We start from the raw sequence: 15,758 nt of genomic DNA, 5'->3' as shown, positions 1-15,758 counted from the left end.
ACTTCCATCATACAATTCAATAGTACTTATTTGAGCTTTTAGGAAGGAACTGGACCTATGAATTTTTAATAGATTAGCTTATAATTGTTTTTTGGGAAGGAGGTAATAACATGGCAGATATACAACAATATGTGTTCTTTGATTTTGAAATGTTATGTTCAAATCGAGGAATGCCTTTTGAAGATATGGAGGCAATACGGTTAGGTGCTGTTAAATATGACCTAGCTACAGAAAACATTGTCTACTTTGATGAATATATTCGTCCGACAAACTTTAAACCCCTCTCTGCTTTTTGTAAAAAGCTAACGGGCATTCACGATCACAACTTAGTTGATGCACAGAACTTTGAAACAGTTTTTGAAGATTTTCTTACGTGGGTTGGCGGAATTAAACGGACAAGGTTTTTCTCCTGGTCTCCAAGCGATATTTCGAGGTTAAAACTTGATGCCCAAAGACATGAAATTCCTAGCAAAACGATCAAAAAAATTGATCAACGATATGTAGATTTTCAAGCTATTTTTACAAAGCGTGTTACAAAAGAAAATGTTTCTGTTGAACGTGGGCTTGATTTCTATGGTTTAACATTTAATGGACAGCAACACAACCCAATGCATGATGCTTATAATACACTTCGAATTTATTTAAGCTTTGTAAACGATCCAACTACAAGTGATTTCATTATGCTTAAACAATTCATCTTTCCAGACGCTAAATTTATTACACGTAACCAATACAAGTTAAATCAAGAAATCCGCAATCAGTTGGAACATGATGTACATTCTTTTTTACTTGAGTTAAAAGAAATTTATAAAATGAAAGACGCGTCAAAGTTAACAAAACGAGCTAGACGACTTGCCCAAAAGTATGAAAATATTTTAATTAATCGTTCAGGGATGTTTGCAGAAGACTTAATTGAAGATATTCGACTCTTAGTTGATTTTCATCATGAACTACAATTATCTTTTGAAGAACATATTACTCATGAATCGAGAGTTATGATCTTACCAGAAAGCATCGTAAAACCAATGAGTGAGCTTTCACTGAAGCGAGGTTGCTAAGCCATCTTGCTTCATACATAATTAAAACTGTACCAATTCTACTTATAACTCCAAAATACGCTTCACAAGATAAGTCCTTTCCTTTACGAAGAAGTTACACCTATTTAATTATCTTTAACTTCACTAACATAATCCTCATTACTTTGTTTTTTCTATATAATCTGTCATTAATATCTTACCCAAATTATCGAGCACTATTTAAGGCAAAAACTAGATACTTTTGTAACCTTCTCCTCGCATATTTGTATTAGTTGTGGTCGATTATAACTAATGTTTGAGGCAGTACTTCAAACATCATTTAGGAGGGGGATTTCAATCATGAACATGTTCGGAAGAAGACGAAACAACAATCGTAATGGTTTAATGTTGTCTTTAGTAGGCTTAGGTGTAGGTGCTGCTGCTTACGGAATGATGCGTGGTCGAAACAACAATAACAATAATATGAACATGAACAATATGATGGATACTGTGGGTCGAGCTATCCGACAAGTTCGTGACTAATCGTTTGAACGTCTTGAACAGCTTATCAAAGATAGGCTGTTCATTTTTAATGTAAAACTAATGAATTGAGGTGAGTGAATTGAAAAAAGAACAACACCTTGAAAATGAGCCTAAAATTGCAACGGGTATCGATGATGACGAAGAATTAAGTCAAAAGGCAACCAGAGAAGAAATAGAACGCGGCGAATATACGAGGGTAGTATCATTAAGATACGATGAAGATCCAAGGCTTTAAATGGACGAGGGCGCATACCCTCGTTCATTTTGAGGAATATGATTCTTGCTGTTTTGATACTTTCCTTATAAAGTAAATACTAATTCGAACAATAAAGTACTTTAATGTCATAGAAAAATATGTGTGGTACCATTTCCACCCTTTTTTCCAGCGAATAAGCTTAGTGTACCTTTCAGCTAAAACTTCAAGCAACATGTGAAAAATTGTAAATGGAAAGAGCTTTAAGAAAACTCTAAATGATTTATCTTTATACGTCCATTGGTTGTAGGCCACAGATACAACAGGACACATAATGTAGTCAAAAAGAAAATGAATTTGAAACTTTTTCGGAAATAAGCGTTTTGGATAGCTTAAATAGTTTTTACTAACAAGTACCATATCAATTATCCCTGAAATAATGCCTGTAAAAAGAAAAACGATTATCCAATCCTTTATCGGAGGTTTTCTGAACAATAGTAAAGGGATACTAATTAAACCTCCACAGAAAAAAATCCTTAAAACAATTTTTTCGAACATGTTTCTCCTCCTTTCTCTTATTTGTAGTATAGTATGTTCCCTTTTAGCTCTTTTAATAGGGATCTTTTTTTTTTGAAAGATTGTTACTATTGCTATTGGAAAAAATTCTCACGTATTACTTGATCTTATGGTCGAACAACAATTTATGATAAAATTAATACATAATGTAGCTTAACTACAATGAGTAAAGGATTGGAGGATCCAAACATGGACATACCAAAATACCCCGAAGGATTTGACGAATGCGATCGCAGCAAACGATTATCAGAAGAAGAAATAGACAAAAAGATAAATAAGGAAATTGAAAGTATGATTAATTATATGACTCGAAATGATACAGAAAACTATTCTAAAGCTTTTGAAGATGTTTTGATTATGATCGACCGAATTTACGAAGATGACCAAACATATTATGAAATTTCGGTCGCAAAGCAACATAGCAGAGCAATTGTTAGATAATAAAACTTCTTACTTGTAAGTAAGTAATTTACTACAGAAAATGAAAAATCCAAAAAGCTGACACTAAGAATAACCTTAGTGTCAGCTTTATTTAACATCTGGTTTAATTGTACTTACTTTAAATTTTTCGTTTTCTAAGATTTCAATATGGTTGTCTGTTGTTGTAGCAATCGCTTTTGTATGTTCAACTAATTGAATAACCGTACGATGTGCTTGCTTTGCTCCCTTTATTAGTAGTGGAACGCCGATAAAATCAATGCCGAACCGTCTTGAAAACAAACCGCCAAAAGTCATTGCAACTGGAACGGTTGGGGAACAATTAGAAAAAACTATTCGATCTATGTCTTTGCCATCGTCCTGCAGTAAAGAAATGAAGGAATGAAGAGCTGGAATTACAGCTGTTGACTTTCCCCTCCCTACTGTATAAACTTTATGTCCGTTTTCATCTTTCCCATGATAAATAAACCTACCGAAATCTCCTGGTGTTAATTTATTGAAAATATCAATCTCTAATATTTCATCTTTCGTTGGTTCTCGATCTTTCGGCAGCTTATCTAGATGGTATGCAGCAGCTAATGCCGAAGAGTGTGTTCCAGCAAAGCAATTATAAATATAAAGCAACACAAGCTCCCCCTTGCTGTAAAAGTAAACGATCGAATGTCATCTATCTGAACAAATAATTTTTATATACTTTGTAAAATGCCTTAGTTCTAACAGAATTATACTTTAGGAATAAAAATAAAATTAGAAATTAGATTATATTTTGCCAGAATGAACTACTTACTAAAATGCATAGTGGATAAAGGGAATCGGTAAAAATAATAATCGAAACTCAATAAAAACTATTGTAAAGGTGGGGAAACAAATGTCTCAATCAAAAAGTCAAGAAGATCGCCAATTTAGAAAGCGTAAAGAAGCACAAAATCCGCATGGTAAAATAAAATCCTTAAAACAATTGGCAGCTGAAACACCGCCTAAAGAGTAGTTGAAATCCATTGCTGTTTGTTATATTGTTGAGCCTTAAATCAACAATCAAAACAGCACCGACAATGGCTGGTTAAAATTGGACCGTTAACGAAACATAAGCATGTTATACTTTTTGCAAAAAAAGACGGTCCAATTGCAACAAATTTTACGATAACAGCCTTTAGACTAGTGCTAAATAAAAAACAGACACATAATAGCGTCTGCATTGAAAAATTAAAAACGTACTATTTTTTTCCGTTACAGTCATTTTATCTTCTTCTGTTTATTATAGTCTGCTAACATAATATTTAGATTATGAAAAGCAAACTGGTCCGCAGCTTTTTCATGAGGGATATTTCGATATTTTTTCTTTTCTTTATACGTGTGGCCGTATTTCATTTCTGCAATAAATCGATCGTAAAAATATTCTCCTCGATTAAAGTAGTCAAACAAACGATCTCGTTTGTCTCGTCCTTTTCCTCCAAGCAACCCGTGACAAAGGTGTCCCACTTCATGAAGACAAATAAAAGCAGCATATTGATAACAAGACACGTCCGCTTTTTTCATATCTAATAGATATTCTTTATTCTTAAAATCTTCAGCAATCGCCATGATGTTCATATAAATAACAGGTTTGAAGTCTCCTTCATCATCGATTTCTAATTGGCCAGGATAGTTGATGGGGGCATCGGAAATATAAAAGGTTACATCTTCAATAACGTTTTTGTAAATTGAAGTTTCTAACCAGTTAATTGTTGCTCGAATACCTGTTAATGCCTCAATAATGTGGTGCTTCTCAATTTTATACTTATTACGTATACCCTCATCTGTTTCATCTATAAAGTCTAATGATTCTATCTTTTTAAATGCCCGACACCCCCCTTTTGCTTTTTAGGTCAAAAGCCTAGTTAAGAGATTCTATTCTCTATTCGAATAAGATATGTTAAAGCCAAGAGGAAATCATCTTAATCTGTCCTGCTACAATTTAATGAATAGATAAAATCGAATTAACAAAGTCTATAAAAAAAACTCTTTTCTAAAGGATTGTTACTTTCTGCTATTAGAACGTTTTTTAGCCAGATGGGACAAATTAATTTGCCCATCTGGCCTGATTACTCTCAAAGTGATGAAATTCAATATATTCAAAGTGAATAAAATAAACAAAAAGAAGGAAAAAACATGGATAATCGCTCCTCTACACAACATGCTCGTTATTATCGTGCATACGTTAGTTCATTTAATACGAATGTAATTCACCCGAAAAATCCGTGGGTACCTTTATGGTGGTCTGCAGCTTTTCCTGGTATGGGGCACTTGATGCACGGTGCGTATATTAAAGGGTTTATTCTTTTTATTTGGGAATTTGTCGTCAACGTTAATTCTCACATTAATGAAGGAATGGTCTATTCTTTTACTAGACAATTTGAATTGGCGAAAGAAGTTATCGATACGAGATGGGTTTTACTTTATATACCTGTGTACATTGCTTCGATATGGGATAGCTATCGGAAGACGATTGATATTAACAAGCTTTGCGTATTAGCAAACAAGGAAAAGGCTCCCATTACCCCGTTTAATCTCGGTCCGATGGGATTAAATTTTTTAGATAGGCGTCAGCCGTGGCTAGCTATGGTGTGGTCTATACTAATGCCAGGAATGGGACATTTATACTTAAAGAGAATGCCCACTGGGTTCTTTCTATTATTTTGTTGGATGTTATGTACATATTTTTCTAACATACTTCCTTCTCTTCATCTTACATTAATAGGCGAATTTGCATTGGCTACTGCTGTTCTTAACCCGCAATGGGCATTGTTTATGCCGTCTCTCTATGGATTTGCAATTTACGAGGCTTATGCTTTAGCGGTTGAGTACAACAAGTTATACAAAATGGAGCAGTCAGAATACTTAAAAAAAGATTATCAAACATTGCAGTTACATTTGGAACAAAGGTGATAACTATATGCTAGTTGTATCCTCATTTGAACAATCGGCTTCATTAGAAATAGCGATTACTAATTTAGAGCAAAATGGAATAGCAAAGGAAAAAATTTTAGCTATCCCCTTTGACAAACGACGAGAAGAACGAAAATTTTTTGATAGTATTCATCGTTCAGACGGGTTAAGTTTGTTTGATGTATCTGCAGCTCTAGGAACAGCGTTTTCTGTCTTAGGCGCAAGTTTTGGGTTTGTTTTATATTGGGGGCCAATTATTTGGGGATTAATTGGCTTTGCAGTAGGAGCGATATTGGGTTTTATTATTGATTATTTTTTTACAAAGAGCCGTACTAAAAAACGCAAAAAAATCAATACACCATCGACTGAAGTCGTACTTATTGTTGAATGTGAACCCTTTCAAAGTCATATAGTTGAAGATATTCTTTGGTCCAACCTCGCTCTAGGGGTAGCCCAAGTAAAATGAATGAAAAATTGATAACTACTAAAAGGAGTATATAACATGAACAATAACAATGTCATTGATACACTTAATGAATTTTTGCAGGGACAATACATGGGTATTCACGCCTATGAGCATTTAATAGAAAGACTAGACGATGCGCAAGTGAAAAAACACTTTCAAAAAATCCAACAAAATCATAAACAGCATGCAATGCAAGTGGCAGATCGCATTCAAAACCTTGGAGGTACACCTGTAGATGATGAGGGGATAGTAGGTTCAATCCAAGGATTTATGAGTCAGTTTACATTACCTGAAAACACTGCAGACATTATAGAGTCTGCTATTAAAGGAGAAAGTGATTATGGAATAGGTATGTCAGAAAAAATTGTTCGAGGCGATTTAGACCCTGAAAGCTATCAGCTTATTGAACAAATCTTTGATGAAGACCGTAGACATGTTGATTTTTTAAGAGGTTTACTGCATTAGTTGGTTTGTGAGCACTTTTGATGGTCATATGTAGTCAAATACGATCCTAAAAATAAAAAAATGATCCGAACTAGTCAATTTATAATCCAAATACCATCGTTTATGATCCGAACTTTAATTTTATGAACGAAACAGTTGACGTACCTGTTACGTGACAAAACAAGAAGCAGAGCCCTAAAAAGGTTATACTCTGCTTCTTCTTCATTCATGATATCTCGGTATATAAATTATGCCGTTTGAACTTCAGAATTAATTTCGACCGTTGCTTTTTGTATTCGACGATTACGGACTTCCTCAATATAAATTTGGATATTTTCGTACACCATCGTCTCTCCTTTTTTTGGAAGGTACCCTAGCGTATCTGAAATCCAGCCACCAAGTGTGTTTGAACTTGTTTCTGGTAGAGTTATATTAGCAGACTCACAAAATTCCTCAACCGTAATGCGACCGTCTAATCGTAGTTTACCATCTTCAAGAACCTCAATCAATTGTTCGTTTTCATCATGTTCATCCCAGATCTCACCAACAATTTCTTCTAGAATATCCTCTATCGAAATAATACCAGCTGTTCCGCCGTATTCATCGAGGACGATCGCTAAATGTACTTTACTCTTTTGTAACTCCTTGAGTAGATTTGAGATTTTAACCGAACCAATAACGAAGTGTGGTTTACGAATAATCTCATCTAACGTAAATGAACCTTCTTGCACGTATTTTGTAAAAAAGTCACGATGAGAAATGATACCGATAATATTATCAATTGAACCATTATAAACAGGGACTCTTGAATATTTTTCATTAATGAACACATCTTTAATGTCATCAATGGGTGTTTCAATTGAAACGGCAATCACATCTGGTCGTGGTGTAAGAATATCCTTAACTACAATGTCATCAAATTCAATTGCGTTATGAAGAAGTTCTCGTTCTTGAGTGTGAAATGTCCCTTCTTCTTCTCCAATTTCGACTAAGGCCTTTACATCCTCTTCAGTCACGCTTGGCTCATCTGCTCTTTCCCCCATAAGTTTATTGATACCTAATTTGAGCTGCACAAAAAGCCATGTAATTGGATAGAAGATTTTCATGACTGCCCTTAAAGTTGCAGAGATTGCAAGTAAATATTTTTCTGCATATTGCTTAGCTAATGATTTCGGTAAGATTTCACCAAACACTAGAACTAATAAGGTAATAACAATCGTCGTAACAAGCAACGTACTCCCACTGCCACCGAACATATCCGTTGCAATCTTCGTTGCGATCGTTGCCATCGCTATGTTAACGATGTTGTTACCAATTAAAATCGTTGATAAACTTTGGTCAAAATTTTCTGCTATTTTTAGTGAACGCTGTGCTTTTACATTGTTTTGTTCGGCTTGATTTCGCAGCCTTACTTTATTTACGCTCGTAATTGCAGTTTCTGACGCAGAAAAATATCCAGATAACAATAACAATGCCCCTAATAAGATAATCGAGTCATAGGGTATACTGTCCAAAATTCCATCACTCTCCTGAAATGTATTACTACTAATATATATTACCTAATGAAATTTTAGCAATGTTTTTTACATAAATATTGAGATAACTTCATAAAATGAGCATTTGATCAGTTATGTCCCTATTACATATTTTTTATCTACAGAATGCAACCTAAAACGAAGGAGGTGTCATATTAAATGGATAAAGAAAAACAAGGAAGCAAAAATATGCCTGATTTTGATAAGTTATCGGATCGTATGATTGCCGAACCAACGGATAGTCCTACTTTTGTAATGAAAACAAACTTAGACCCCAAAAACGTAACTGAAGATAATCCTTATTTTAATGAAAAAAATAAACAACAATCTGAGGAATTTTGTGATTACTTTGAAGAGGAGTAGTTGCCTATCTTAAAGCTGGGGAGTTTCCCTAGCTTTTTTATATATTTTGTTGCAATGAAAACTAAAATGTAGATGCAAATGGTGACTCTGCTAAACGGAAAAATATTGTCACACAAATAACAGTTGCTATTATTTTACAGTTCACAATATACTCTTTGTATATACACCGTGATTTAATTTTAATAAGAGGAGAATGTTATGAGAGCTAACCCGACGACTATTTTTGTCACCTTCCTACCATCTATTTTAATTATCCTGTTATCCGTACTTTCATTTTCTGAAGTAACCGCTAATATAAAAGGACTGTTCATCCTTTCTTTACTTCTAATATTCCCAATTTTATTTGTTCTTCAAGGTGTCGCTTGTGCATTGGGAAAGGGATCGTTAGTAGTGTCGCTTCTTTTTTCAACCATTACGTTTATTGTCATTCTTATTATCTATCTAAATTCATCAGCTCTCATTTATATTTTTATTTACATCGTTTCTGGATTAATTGGTTATGGTATTATTAAGCTTTTTCAGAAAAACAAATAGCTTTTTTTAAATTCATACGATAATAATAAATACGTTAAGAAGTCAACATTATCCCGTTGACTTCTTAACGTTTCTTCACTCTGTAAAATGTTCCTGAAGTAGTGCTAACCAGTTCCCCTTCTTCATTAAAAATATCACATTCTGTAAACACCACATTGTAGCCATCTTTAGAATAACGAGCTTTTGCAATTAATTTTCCGCTCGTAATTGCTTTCATATGAGTTGTTTTTAATTCAAGTGATACGTATGGATCTTCCTTAAAGCGAAAATTTAAATGCCCAATCGCTGTATCTGCTAAATATGTGTAGATCCCTCCATGAACAGTACCAAAGGGGTTAAACATCGTTTCACTTACTGGACATTCGATCGTACATTCCTTCTTCTCATCATCATAAGAAAATTTAAAGTCAAAGAATTGAAATAAAAATGCTTTCTCTGGTGCCAGTTCCGTTTTTTCTGCAGCATTTCCCGCTTGTTGTAAAACATAGTCTTTGTTCATTGTTTGCCCCCTAATAATTCGTCTATTCCATTAATTTTTTAACCAACGTTTAATTTCTATGTTTATAGTTAAAAACCCTTCTTTTTAACGAAAATTGTAGTATTTTTGATATCAAATGTTAATAAGCAGGATTTAAAAAGAGACTGCCTTTGTTAGTGAGCCCAAACAGCAAGTTATAAAAATCCCAACATGCTATTACAGACTCCTTTAAGGTCAGTCTCTTTATTACATGGTTATGGTTTTAAAACAACTTTAATACAGTCATCTTCATGGTCGTTAAATATTTTATATGCTTGGCTTGCGTCATCTAGAGAAACTTTATGTGTAATAATTTCCTTAGGATCATATTCACCGTTAACAATTTGATCATATAGCATTGGCATATAAGGGATAACTGGGGCTTGTCCCATCTTTAACGTTATATTTCTAGCAAAAAAAGCACCTAACGGGAAAAGGTTATAATTCGACCCGTATACACCTGTTAGATGTACAGTTCCATTTTTTCTTACCGCTTTTGTTGCTATTTGAATAGGGCCTAAAGTTCCACCTTGAAGTTTCAGCTTTTGTTCAATAAATTCAAGTGGCGACTTTTTACCGTCCATGCCTACACAATCGATAACAACATCCGCTCCACCTTGTGTAATTTCTTTTAGATGTTCACCCATATCAGGAAACTTTGTGAAATCAAAAACTTCAACATTATTCATTTTTTTTGCATGGTTTAAGCGGTAATCTAAATAATCAATCGCAATTACCCTTTTTGCTCCTTTCATCCATGCATATTTTTGTGTCATTAATCCTACTGGCCCACAGCCGAGAACGATGACGGTATCCCCCTTTTTTACCCCACTATAATCAACGCTCCAATAAGCTGTAGGTAAAACATCCGATAAAAATAAAAGTGATTCATCCTCTAATTCACATGATTCTGGAATGACGAATGGCGTAAAGTTTCCAAATGGAACTTTTAAAAATTCGGCTTGTCCTCCTGGGTGATCTCCAAACTTTTCAGTGTACCCAAAATATCCTCCTGAATCATAATGAGGGTTAGAATTATCACATTGACTCGTCAAATCATGTTCACAGTAAATACAGTGACCACACGCAACATTAAATGGTACAACGACACGATCTCCTTTTTTCACCTTCGTAACTTCTGGTCCAACTTCTTCTACGATACCCATCGGTTCGTGCCCAATAATATATCCATCAGGTAACGGCATATTTCCTTGATATAAATGCAGATCGGATCCACAAATAGCGGTTGACGTAATTCTAACGATAATATCATCTTTTTTCTCTAATGTGGCATCTGGCACGTTTTTAACGACAACATTATTTGGTCCTTGGTAGGTTACAGCTTTCATAATTTCACTCCATCCAGGTTGATTAATTATTGATGATTAATGATGGCATATTTAAGGCTTTGAGCCCTCAAGCATAATATATATAGCTAGTGTGCCCATTTCTTCTTTTTAAATATTGCTTTTATAACTAGTAAGATGTGTAAAAATCAGAGGATGGGTGTATAATTTATGAAAGTTTCTTAAGATAATGCCCGTTTATAAAGTCATTAGGAAAACATGGTTACGAATAGCCTCGATCTATCTGTTTCGTGACTTTGCGAGGAAACTTTTAGAAGAATGCACTGTGATTACTACGAATAAGCGGGGCGGGTATGCTCCCATACATCAAAAAAACAATAACTTAGGGTTTAAAACATTGTTTCTAAGTTCCTGCCAAAGAACTAAATAAACAAAAACAAGACCCCTCCTAAAAGGGGTCTTCTAAATACTGGTACCTTGTTATTTTTTTATGAACTCTGCCTCGCGTTTTTCCAAAAATGCACTAATTCCTTCCTGACCTTCCTGACTGATTGCTCGCTCGGAAAGTGATGTTGATTCAATCGCCATTTGAGATTCAAGCGTTTCTTGTAAAGAATGTGCGAAAAGTTTTTTCGTTGCTCCAAAAGCATTCATTGGTCCTTGGGCTAGATTTTCTGCTAATTGAATGACAACATTCATTAGTTCAACTTCCGAAACGACATCATTAACAATACCCCAATCATTCGCTTCCTGAGCATTTAAAATACGGTTAGTATACATTAATTCTAAAGCGCGTTTCATCCCGACAATACGAGGTAAAAAGTAACTACCCGAACCATCAGGTGTTAGTCCGATTTTATTGTAAGCCATAACAAATTTAGAGTTTTCCGATGCGTAAACAAGGTCACATGCGCAAGCAAGACTCATCCCTGCCCCTGCTGCAATACCATTTACAGCACCAATAAACGGCTTATTCATTCTGGCGAAATAAGAAATGGCTTGATGTAAGTAAGCGGTAACTGTTTTCAGGTGCGAACCTATAGCTTCTCCTTCTTTGGCAAAGCTCTTTAAATCGCCACCAACTGAAAACTTATTTCCTGCTCCTGTTATAACTACAGCGCGAATTTCTTCATTCTCCGAACAGCTAATTGCTACTTCCATTAGTTCTTTAGCCATTTGTAAATCCAGTGCATTTCCAGCTTCAGGTCGGTTTAAGGTTACAATACCAACATGGTTTTCAATGGTTAAGGTTACTCGCTCCATATGTATTCCTCCCAATTTTTATTTATTATTACCATTTCATTCTAACAAACTTTGTATACAAAAATAAGAATTTTACAAATTTATTTTACGACAAAAATCTCCCTATGTGTTTGGTGCAAATCTATTATCAGATAGGACTGTAGTATTAAAGCATTTAATGATACATTGATTTTGGCTCATCGTATGAAAAGTTCATTTCACCACACCTTCCAGAAAAACTTTCTTTAATGAGCCCAAAATTAACACGAACAGCGCTTATTAATAAATCTAAAGGGTTAACATACGTTTTCTGGTATTCCTAGGTCATTCACGCAATGGTTTGCCCTCTTATACGTACAAGCCAATTTTCTTCCTGACTTTTTTAATAATATTGGCTGGGCAATCTTTCTTGCTTTTTCAGGACCTTCTAATCCAACTACTAAAAGCAAATAATCCATACGACACCACCTTCTTTGCCTCTAATGAAATACTTTATTATCATAAACAAAAATTCCCTTTATCGTTAGTGAGTGAAAGGCGTTTGAACTGAATATTCCAGCCGTTGGGCTGAACATCAACGGATATTAACAATATGCTGTAAAACGGCAAAAAAAATTTTGAAATGTATTTTAATAAAGTCGAATAATAATTTTGTTTTTCTCATTTTAAAAAGTGTAAAAAATTTCCTTTGGAAGAAACTTGCATTGTACTACTTGAACCTGCTATTATAAAAACAATTATTTTTGCTCCATAAAACATAAGAACAAATACTTACATATAAGTACTTCCGTTTCAAAAATTTTATTGGACAAAAATAGTAATTCTATCGTGGTATAACCACTCTGGAGGCATTTACACATGGCAGAAGGAAAAGTAAAATGGTTTAATGCAGAAAAAGGCTTTGGATTTATCGAAGTTGAAGGTGGCGATGATGTTTTCGTTCACTTTTCAGCTATTCAAGGTGATGGATTTAAGTCATTAGAAGAAGGTCAAACTGTAACGTTTGATATCGAACAAGGCGCTCGTGGACCACAAGCTGCTAATGTTCAAAAATAAGCAAAAATGGACTCCAATACTGGGGTCCTTTTCCTTTCTTTACCCTAAGTTCTTTAGGCTTTCTAAGCTTCTCGCTATAGCGTGAAGAACCAACTTTGGCTTTATTAACGATCCAATAGCTTTCAGAGAAAAAAGCTGACTCACCATCATTTCGATGAATTCAGCTTCCTCTTTTTTCAGCTATTAAAAAATGATATGTGCTATTAAAACAATAATAGGCAGTGTAATCAAAGTTCTTTCAAAGAAAATAATGACTAAGTCGGTAAATTTAACAGGTAGTTTCGAAGCCAATAATAGTCCACCAACTTCAGACATATAAATGAGTTGAGTGACAGATACACAAGCAATCACAAAGCGAGTAAAATCACTTTCAATTCCACTACCAATAACAGCTGGTAAAAACATATCAGCGAAACCAATAACCATCGTTTGGGCTGCTTGAGCAGCTTCAGGAACTTGCATTAAATTGAGAAGAGGAACAAATGGTGCACCTAATACCGCAAATAACATCGTATGTTCTGCAATAATTACAGCAATAGTCCCAAATGCCATAACGACAGGAAGAACGCCAAACCACATATCTAAAACATTTTTAACTCCGCCTTTTACATTTGCATTAATACTATTTGAACTAGATGTTGCCCGTTCAACTGCTTTCTGTATAGCAAGCGTAAAAATATTTTTACCTTTTAATTGACCATCATCAATACGCCGTTGATTTTGAACGTAATAGGAGTCTGGCTTTCGAGATAATGGTGGAATACGTGGAATAATGACTGCAGCTATAAAGCCAGCGAGAGCAATTGTGAAGTAATATTCTAAAAATAAGTACTCTAATTCCATATAAGCTAAGATTACAATACTAAACGTAATTGAAACGACAGAAAATGTAGTTCCGATTACTGCTGCTTCCCTCTTCGTATAATAGCCTTCTTCGTATTGCTTATTTGTTAATAGAACCCCAATTGTCCCATCCCCCATCCATGATGCTAAACAATCAATGGATGAGCGACCTGGCAGTGTAAAGACGGGCCGCATTACTTTGTTTAATAAAATCCCAAAAAACTCTAATAGGCCGAAATTTAATAAAAGTGGTAAGAAAAGACCTGCAAAAAGGAAGATCGTAAACAGCAAAGGTATTAAGACAAATAAAAGTAAACCCCCTGTGTCTTCTGACCAAATCCATTGCGGACCTATTTCGAATAGGGTAATTACCGCTAAAATAAATCCGATTACACGAATGACAAACCATGCAGGATGAACATAGAATAAAGCTTTTATCATTTCGTTCTTTAGAATGTTTTTTGGCTTAAGTAAGCTCACCCAACCAGTTATAATTGCAACAAAGAACAATATCAATGTTACTAGTGATGGTAGTACATTTATTAACATTCCTTCAAGTTGATTAGCTAAAAATGCAACTGGAATTGTAATGCCTGCTTCTTCAAATTGTAATGGCGTCATAAAAAGAAATATACCAATTAATGACGGTATTACAAAGAGCAAGTAACCGGTTAATGAGGGTTTAGCTGTCGTTTTTTTGTTTTGCATCTCATTGTCACTAGTTGTCAATACTAGTCCCTCCCATTGTATAAAAATAAAGTCGAATTAATATTATAATAGTCTTTTGCCCAGAAGGGAAGTAATTAATGCAACCGCAACATCACCCGTTTTATTTTTTATATCTAAAATAGGGTTAACCTCAACAAATTCTGCTGATGTAATTAGATTTGATTCTGCTAGCATTTCAAGTGCGAGATGACTTTCACGGTAAGATATACCACCAATAACTGGTGTTCCGACCCCAGGTGCATCTGAAGGATCTATACCGTCTAAATCAAGACTTAGATGTACCCCGTCCGTTCTTTCTCTTAAGTATTCAATCGATTCTTCCATCACTTTTGTCATTCCAAGACGATCGATTTCATGCATTGTATATACTTTTATTCCTTTTTCTTTAATAAGTACTCGCTCCCCTTCATCGATCGAACGAGCACCGATAATGACAATATTTTCAGGTTTAATTTTGGGACAATACCCGCCAATATTTAGTAGTGATGGGTGTCCAATTCCTAAATTCACTGCTAGTGGCATTCCGTGTATATTTCCAGACGGTGATGTTTCCGCTGTATTCAAGTCAGCGTGTGCATCATACCAAATGACACCGAGGTTTTGATAGCGCTTACTTAACCCTGCAATTGAACCGATACTCATGCTATGGTCGCCTCCTAACAGAAGTGGAAAACTACCTTCTTCCTGAATTTTCTCTACTTCTCTTTGGAGTTCTTCACTCACTCTTATGACTTCATGTAAATTCGTTAAATTTACTGGCACAGTTTCTTTCACACGAGACCTGTCTATTTGTAGATCACCATAATCTCTTACTTCATAGCCAATCTCTTCAATTTCCTCTATTAATCCTGCATATCTTAATGCGCTCGGACCCATATCAACGCCACGGCGTTTCTGTCCTAAATCCATTGGTACTCCGATAATAGATACTTTTTTAAATGTTGTGTTCATAAATTGTTCACCCCTCAAATCATTTGACTCATAAAATAAATATTGCAAAAACCATACCAATTATATTTAATATTTAGACT

The 15,758-nt window shown here is 34.8% G+C and carries 21 protein-coding genes; 11 read left to right on the top strand and 10 right to left on the bottom strand.

Features of this window, described 5'->3' with window-relative positions; genetic code table 11:
- The first annotated feature begins 110 nt into the window (after window positions 1-110).
- The 3 genes from GKP30_RS06165 (at window position 111) to GKP30_RS06155 (ending at window position 1,794) form a co-directional block, all read left to right on the top strand.
- Window positions 111-1,058: a 3'-5' exonuclease gene (locus GKP30_RS06165; RefSeq protein ID WP_216828544.1), complete on the top strand. Its 948-nt coding sequence runs from the start codon at window positions 111-113 to the stop codon at window positions 1,056-1,058.
- A 318-nt stretch (window positions 1,059-1,376) separates the two neighbouring features.
- Window positions 1,377-1,559, top strand: a complete 183-nt coding sequence (locus GKP30_RS06160) for a DUF3918 domain-containing protein (protein ID WP_216828543.1) — start codon at window positions 1,377-1,379, stop codon at window positions 1,557-1,559.
- Between the two features lie 79 nt (window positions 1,560-1,638).
- Window positions 1,639-1,794, top strand: a complete 156-nt coding sequence (locus GKP30_RS06155) for a hypothetical protein (RefSeq protein ID WP_216828542.1) — start codon at window positions 1,639-1,641, stop codon at window positions 1,792-1,794.
- A 24-nt stretch (window positions 1,795-1,818) separates the two neighbouring features.
- Here GKP30_RS06155 and GKP30_RS06150 read toward each other — a convergent pair whose 3' ends face one another.
- On the bottom strand, window positions 1,819-2,310 hold the full coding sequence (locus GKP30_RS06150) for a CBO0543 family protein (RefSeq protein ID WP_216828541.1): 492 nt from the start codon (window positions 2,308-2,310) through the stop codon (window positions 1,819-1,821).
- Window positions 2,311-2,517: 207 nt separating this feature from the next.
- Between GKP30_RS06150 and GKP30_RS06145 the strand changes: the two genes are divergently transcribed.
- On the top strand, window positions 2,518-2,769 hold the full coding sequence (locus GKP30_RS06145) for a hypothetical protein (RefSeq protein ID WP_216828540.1): 252 nt from the start codon (window positions 2,518-2,520) through the stop codon (window positions 2,767-2,769).
- Window positions 2,770-2,856: 87 nt separating this feature from the next.
- On the opposite strand, the gene GKP30_RS06140 is transcribed toward GKP30_RS06145, so the two are convergent.
- Window positions 2,857-3,390, bottom strand: coding sequence for a DUF3189 family protein (locus GKP30_RS06140; protein ID WP_216828539.1), 534 nt, complete (start codon window positions 3,388-3,390; stop codon window positions 2,857-2,859).
- A 244-nt stretch (window positions 3,391-3,634) separates the two neighbouring features.
- Here GKP30_RS06140 and GKP30_RS23410 point away from each other — a divergent pair, with 244 nt between their 5' ends.
- Window positions 3,635-3,754 carry a DUF6254 family protein gene (locus GKP30_RS23410; RefSeq protein ID WP_236034932.1) on the top strand — a complete coding sequence of 40 codons (120 nt, stop codon included), beginning with the start codon at window positions 3,635-3,637 and terminating at the stop codon, window positions 3,752-3,754.
- A 245-nt stretch (window positions 3,755-3,999) separates the two neighbouring features.
- On the opposite strand, the gene GKP30_RS06135 is transcribed toward GKP30_RS23410, so the two are convergent.
- Window positions 4,000-4,347 (bottom strand): hypothetical protein, encoded by a 348-nt coding sequence (locus tag GKP30_RS06135; protein WP_216828538.1) that lies wholly within the window; start codon window positions 4,345-4,347, stop codon window positions 4,000-4,002.
- A gap of 567 nt (window positions 4,348-4,914) precedes the next feature.
- Here GKP30_RS06135 and GKP30_RS06130 point away from each other — a divergent pair.
- From GKP30_RS06130 to GKP30_RS06120, 3 genes are read left to right on the top strand one after another with little or no spacing between them, the layout of a single operon-like run.
- A complete protein-coding gene (locus tag GKP30_RS06130) occupies window positions 4,915-5,691 on the top strand; it encodes a hypothetical protein (protein ID WP_216828537.1) in 777 nt (258 codons plus the stop codon).
- A gap of 7 nt (window positions 5,692-5,698) precedes the next feature.
- Complete coding sequence (locus GKP30_RS06125; protein ID WP_216828536.1) at window positions 5,699-6,157, top strand: hypothetical protein; 459 nt, start codon at window positions 5,699-5,701, stop codon at window positions 6,155-6,157.
- A 36-nt stretch (window positions 6,158-6,193) separates the two neighbouring features.
- On the top strand, window positions 6,194-6,622 hold the full coding sequence (locus GKP30_RS06120; protein ID WP_216828535.1) for a ferritin-like domain-containing protein: 429 nt from the start codon (window positions 6,194-6,196) through the stop codon (window positions 6,620-6,622).
- A 227-nt stretch (window positions 6,623-6,849) separates the two neighbouring features.
- On the opposite strand, the gene GKP30_RS06115 is transcribed toward GKP30_RS06120, so the two are convergent.
- Window positions 6,850-8,115 carry a hemolysin family protein gene (locus tag GKP30_RS06115; protein ID WP_216828534.1) on the bottom strand — a complete coding sequence of 422 codons (1,266 nt, stop codon included), beginning with the start codon at window positions 8,113-8,115 and terminating at the stop codon, window positions 6,850-6,852.
- Window positions 8,116-8,295: 180 nt separating this feature from the next.
- Between GKP30_RS06115 and GKP30_RS06110 the strand changes: the two genes are divergently transcribed.
- Window positions 8,296-8,499 (top strand): hypothetical protein, encoded by a 204-nt coding sequence (locus tag GKP30_RS06110; RefSeq protein WP_216828533.1) that lies wholly within the window; start codon window positions 8,296-8,298, stop codon window positions 8,497-8,499.
- A 198-nt stretch (window positions 8,500-8,697) separates the two neighbouring features.
- Window positions 8,698-9,033, top strand: a complete 336-nt coding sequence (locus GKP30_RS06105) for a hypothetical protein (protein WP_216828532.1) — start codon at window positions 8,698-8,700, stop codon at window positions 9,031-9,033.
- Window positions 9,034-9,097: 64 nt separating this feature from the next.
- On the opposite strand, the gene GKP30_RS06100 is transcribed toward GKP30_RS06105, so the two are convergent.
- From GKP30_RS06100 to GKP30_RS06085, 4 genes are all read right to left on the bottom strand, one after another.
- Window positions 9,098-9,532 carry a PaaI family thioesterase gene (locus tag GKP30_RS06100; protein WP_216828531.1) on the bottom strand — a complete coding sequence of 145 codons (435 nt, stop codon included), beginning with the start codon at window positions 9,530-9,532 and terminating at the stop codon, window positions 9,098-9,100.
- A 233-nt stretch (window positions 9,533-9,765) separates the two neighbouring features.
- Entirely contained in the window at window positions 9,766-10,899 is a 1,134-nt protein-coding gene (locus GKP30_RS06095; RefSeq protein WP_216828530.1) for a zinc-dependent alcohol dehydrogenase, read from the bottom strand.
- A gap of 438 nt (window positions 10,900-11,337) precedes the next feature.
- Entirely contained in the window at window positions 11,338-12,120 is a 783-nt protein-coding gene (locus tag GKP30_RS06090) for an enoyl-CoA hydratase/isomerase family protein (protein WP_216828529.1), read from the bottom strand.
- A 275-nt stretch (window positions 12,121-12,395) separates the two neighbouring features.
- Entirely contained in the window at window positions 12,396-12,557 is a 162-nt protein-coding gene (locus GKP30_RS06085; RefSeq protein WP_216828528.1) for a hypothetical protein, read from the bottom strand.
- 400 nt (window positions 12,558-12,957) lie between these two features.
- On the opposite strand from GKP30_RS06085, the gene GKP30_RS06080 reads away from it, so the two are divergent.
- A complete protein-coding gene (locus tag GKP30_RS06080) occupies window positions 12,958-13,155 on the top strand; it encodes a cold-shock protein (protein WP_216828527.1) in 198 nt (65 codons plus the stop codon).
- A 183-nt stretch (window positions 13,156-13,338) separates the two neighbouring features.
- On the opposite strand, the gene GKP30_RS06075 is transcribed toward GKP30_RS06080, so the two are convergent.
- Window positions 13,339-14,727 carry a YjiH family protein gene (locus GKP30_RS06075; protein ID WP_407928588.1) on the bottom strand — a complete coding sequence of 463 codons (1,389 nt, stop codon included), beginning with the start codon at window positions 14,725-14,727 and terminating at the stop codon, window positions 13,339-13,341.
- Between the two features lie 42 nt (window positions 14,728-14,769).
- The gene (gene rocF / locus GKP30_RS06070; RefSeq protein ID WP_216828526.1) at window positions 14,770-15,678 is read right to left on the bottom strand and encodes an arginase; all 909 of its coding nucleotides are present in this window, start codon (window positions 15,676-15,678) and stop codon (window positions 14,770-14,772) included.
- Between the last annotated feature and the right edge of the window lie 80 nt (window positions 15,679-15,758).

Source organism: Alkalihalobacterium elongatum (assembly GCF_019024285.1).
GTDB classification, from domain to species: domain Bacteria; phylum Bacillota; class Bacilli; order Bacillales; family Bacillaceae_F; genus Alkalihalobacterium; species Alkalihalobacterium elongatum.
The sequence above is the reverse complement of the archived record's forward strand: the minus strand, read 5'-3'. Positions and strand labels throughout refer to the sequence as shown.

Bases quoted from the DNA above. Each gene is read 5' to 3' on its own strand.
- GKP30_RS06105 (WP_216828532.1), top strand. From the start codon at position 8,698: ATGAGAGCTAACCCGACGACTATTTTTGTCACCTTCCTACCATCTATT.
- GKP30_RS06150 (WP_216828541.1), bottom strand. From the start codon at position 2,310: ATGTTCGAAAAAATTGTTTTAAGGATTTTTTTCTGTGGAGGTTTAATT.
- GKP30_RS06080 (WP_216828527.1), top strand. From the start codon at position 12,958: ATGGCAGAAGGAAAAGTAAAATGGTTTAATGCAGAAAAAGGCTTTGGA.
- GKP30_RS06160 (WP_216828543.1), top strand. From the start codon at position 1,377: ATGAACATGTTCGGAAGAAGACGAAACAACAATCGTAATGGTTTAATG.
- GKP30_RS06085 (WP_216828528.1), bottom strand. From the start codon at position 12,557: ATGGATTATTTGCTTTTAGTAGTTGGATTAGAAGGTCCTGAAAAAGCA.
- GKP30_RS06125 (WP_216828536.1), top strand. From the start codon at position 5,699: ATGCTAGTTGTATCCTCATTTGAACAATCGGCTTCATTAGAAATAGCG.
- GKP30_RS06130 (WP_216828537.1), top strand. From the start codon at position 4,915: ATGGATAATCGCTCCTCTACACAACATGCTCGTTATTATCGTGCATAC.
- GKP30_RS06120 (WP_216828535.1), top strand. From the start codon at position 6,194: ATGAACAATAACAATGTCATTGATACACTTAATGAATTTTTGCAGGGA.
- GKP30_RS06135 (WP_216828538.1), bottom strand. From the start codon at position 4,347: ATGGCGATTGCTGAAGATTTTAAGAATAAAGAATATCTATTAGATATG.
- rocF (WP_216828526.1), bottom strand. From the start codon at position 15,678: ATGAACACAACATTTAAAAAAGTATCTATTATCGGAGTACCAATGGAT.
- GKP30_RS06090 (WP_216828529.1), bottom strand. From the start codon at position 12,120: ATGGAGCGAGTAACCTTAACCATTGAAAACCATGTTGGTATTGTAACC.
- GKP30_RS06100 (WP_216828531.1), bottom strand. From the start codon at position 9,532: ATGAACAAAGACTATGTTTTACAACAAGCGGGAAATGCTGCAGAAAAA.
- GKP30_RS06165 (WP_216828544.1), top strand. From the start codon at position 111: ATGGCAGATATACAACAATATGTGTTCTTTGATTTTGAAATGTTATGT.
- GKP30_RS06095 (WP_216828530.1), bottom strand. From the start codon at position 10,899: ATGAAAGCTGTAACCTACCAAGGACCAAATAATGTTGTCGTTAAAAAC.
- GKP30_RS06145 (WP_216828540.1), top strand. From the start codon at position 2,518: ATGGACATACCAAAATACCCCGAAGGATTTGACGAATGCGATCGCAGC.
- GKP30_RS06110 (WP_216828533.1), top strand. From the start codon at position 8,296: ATGGATAAAGAAAAACAAGGAAGCAAAAATATGCCTGATTTTGATAAG.
- GKP30_RS23410 (WP_236034932.1), top strand. From the start codon at position 3,635: ATGTCTCAATCAAAAAGTCAAGAAGATCGCCAATTTAGAAAGCGTAAA.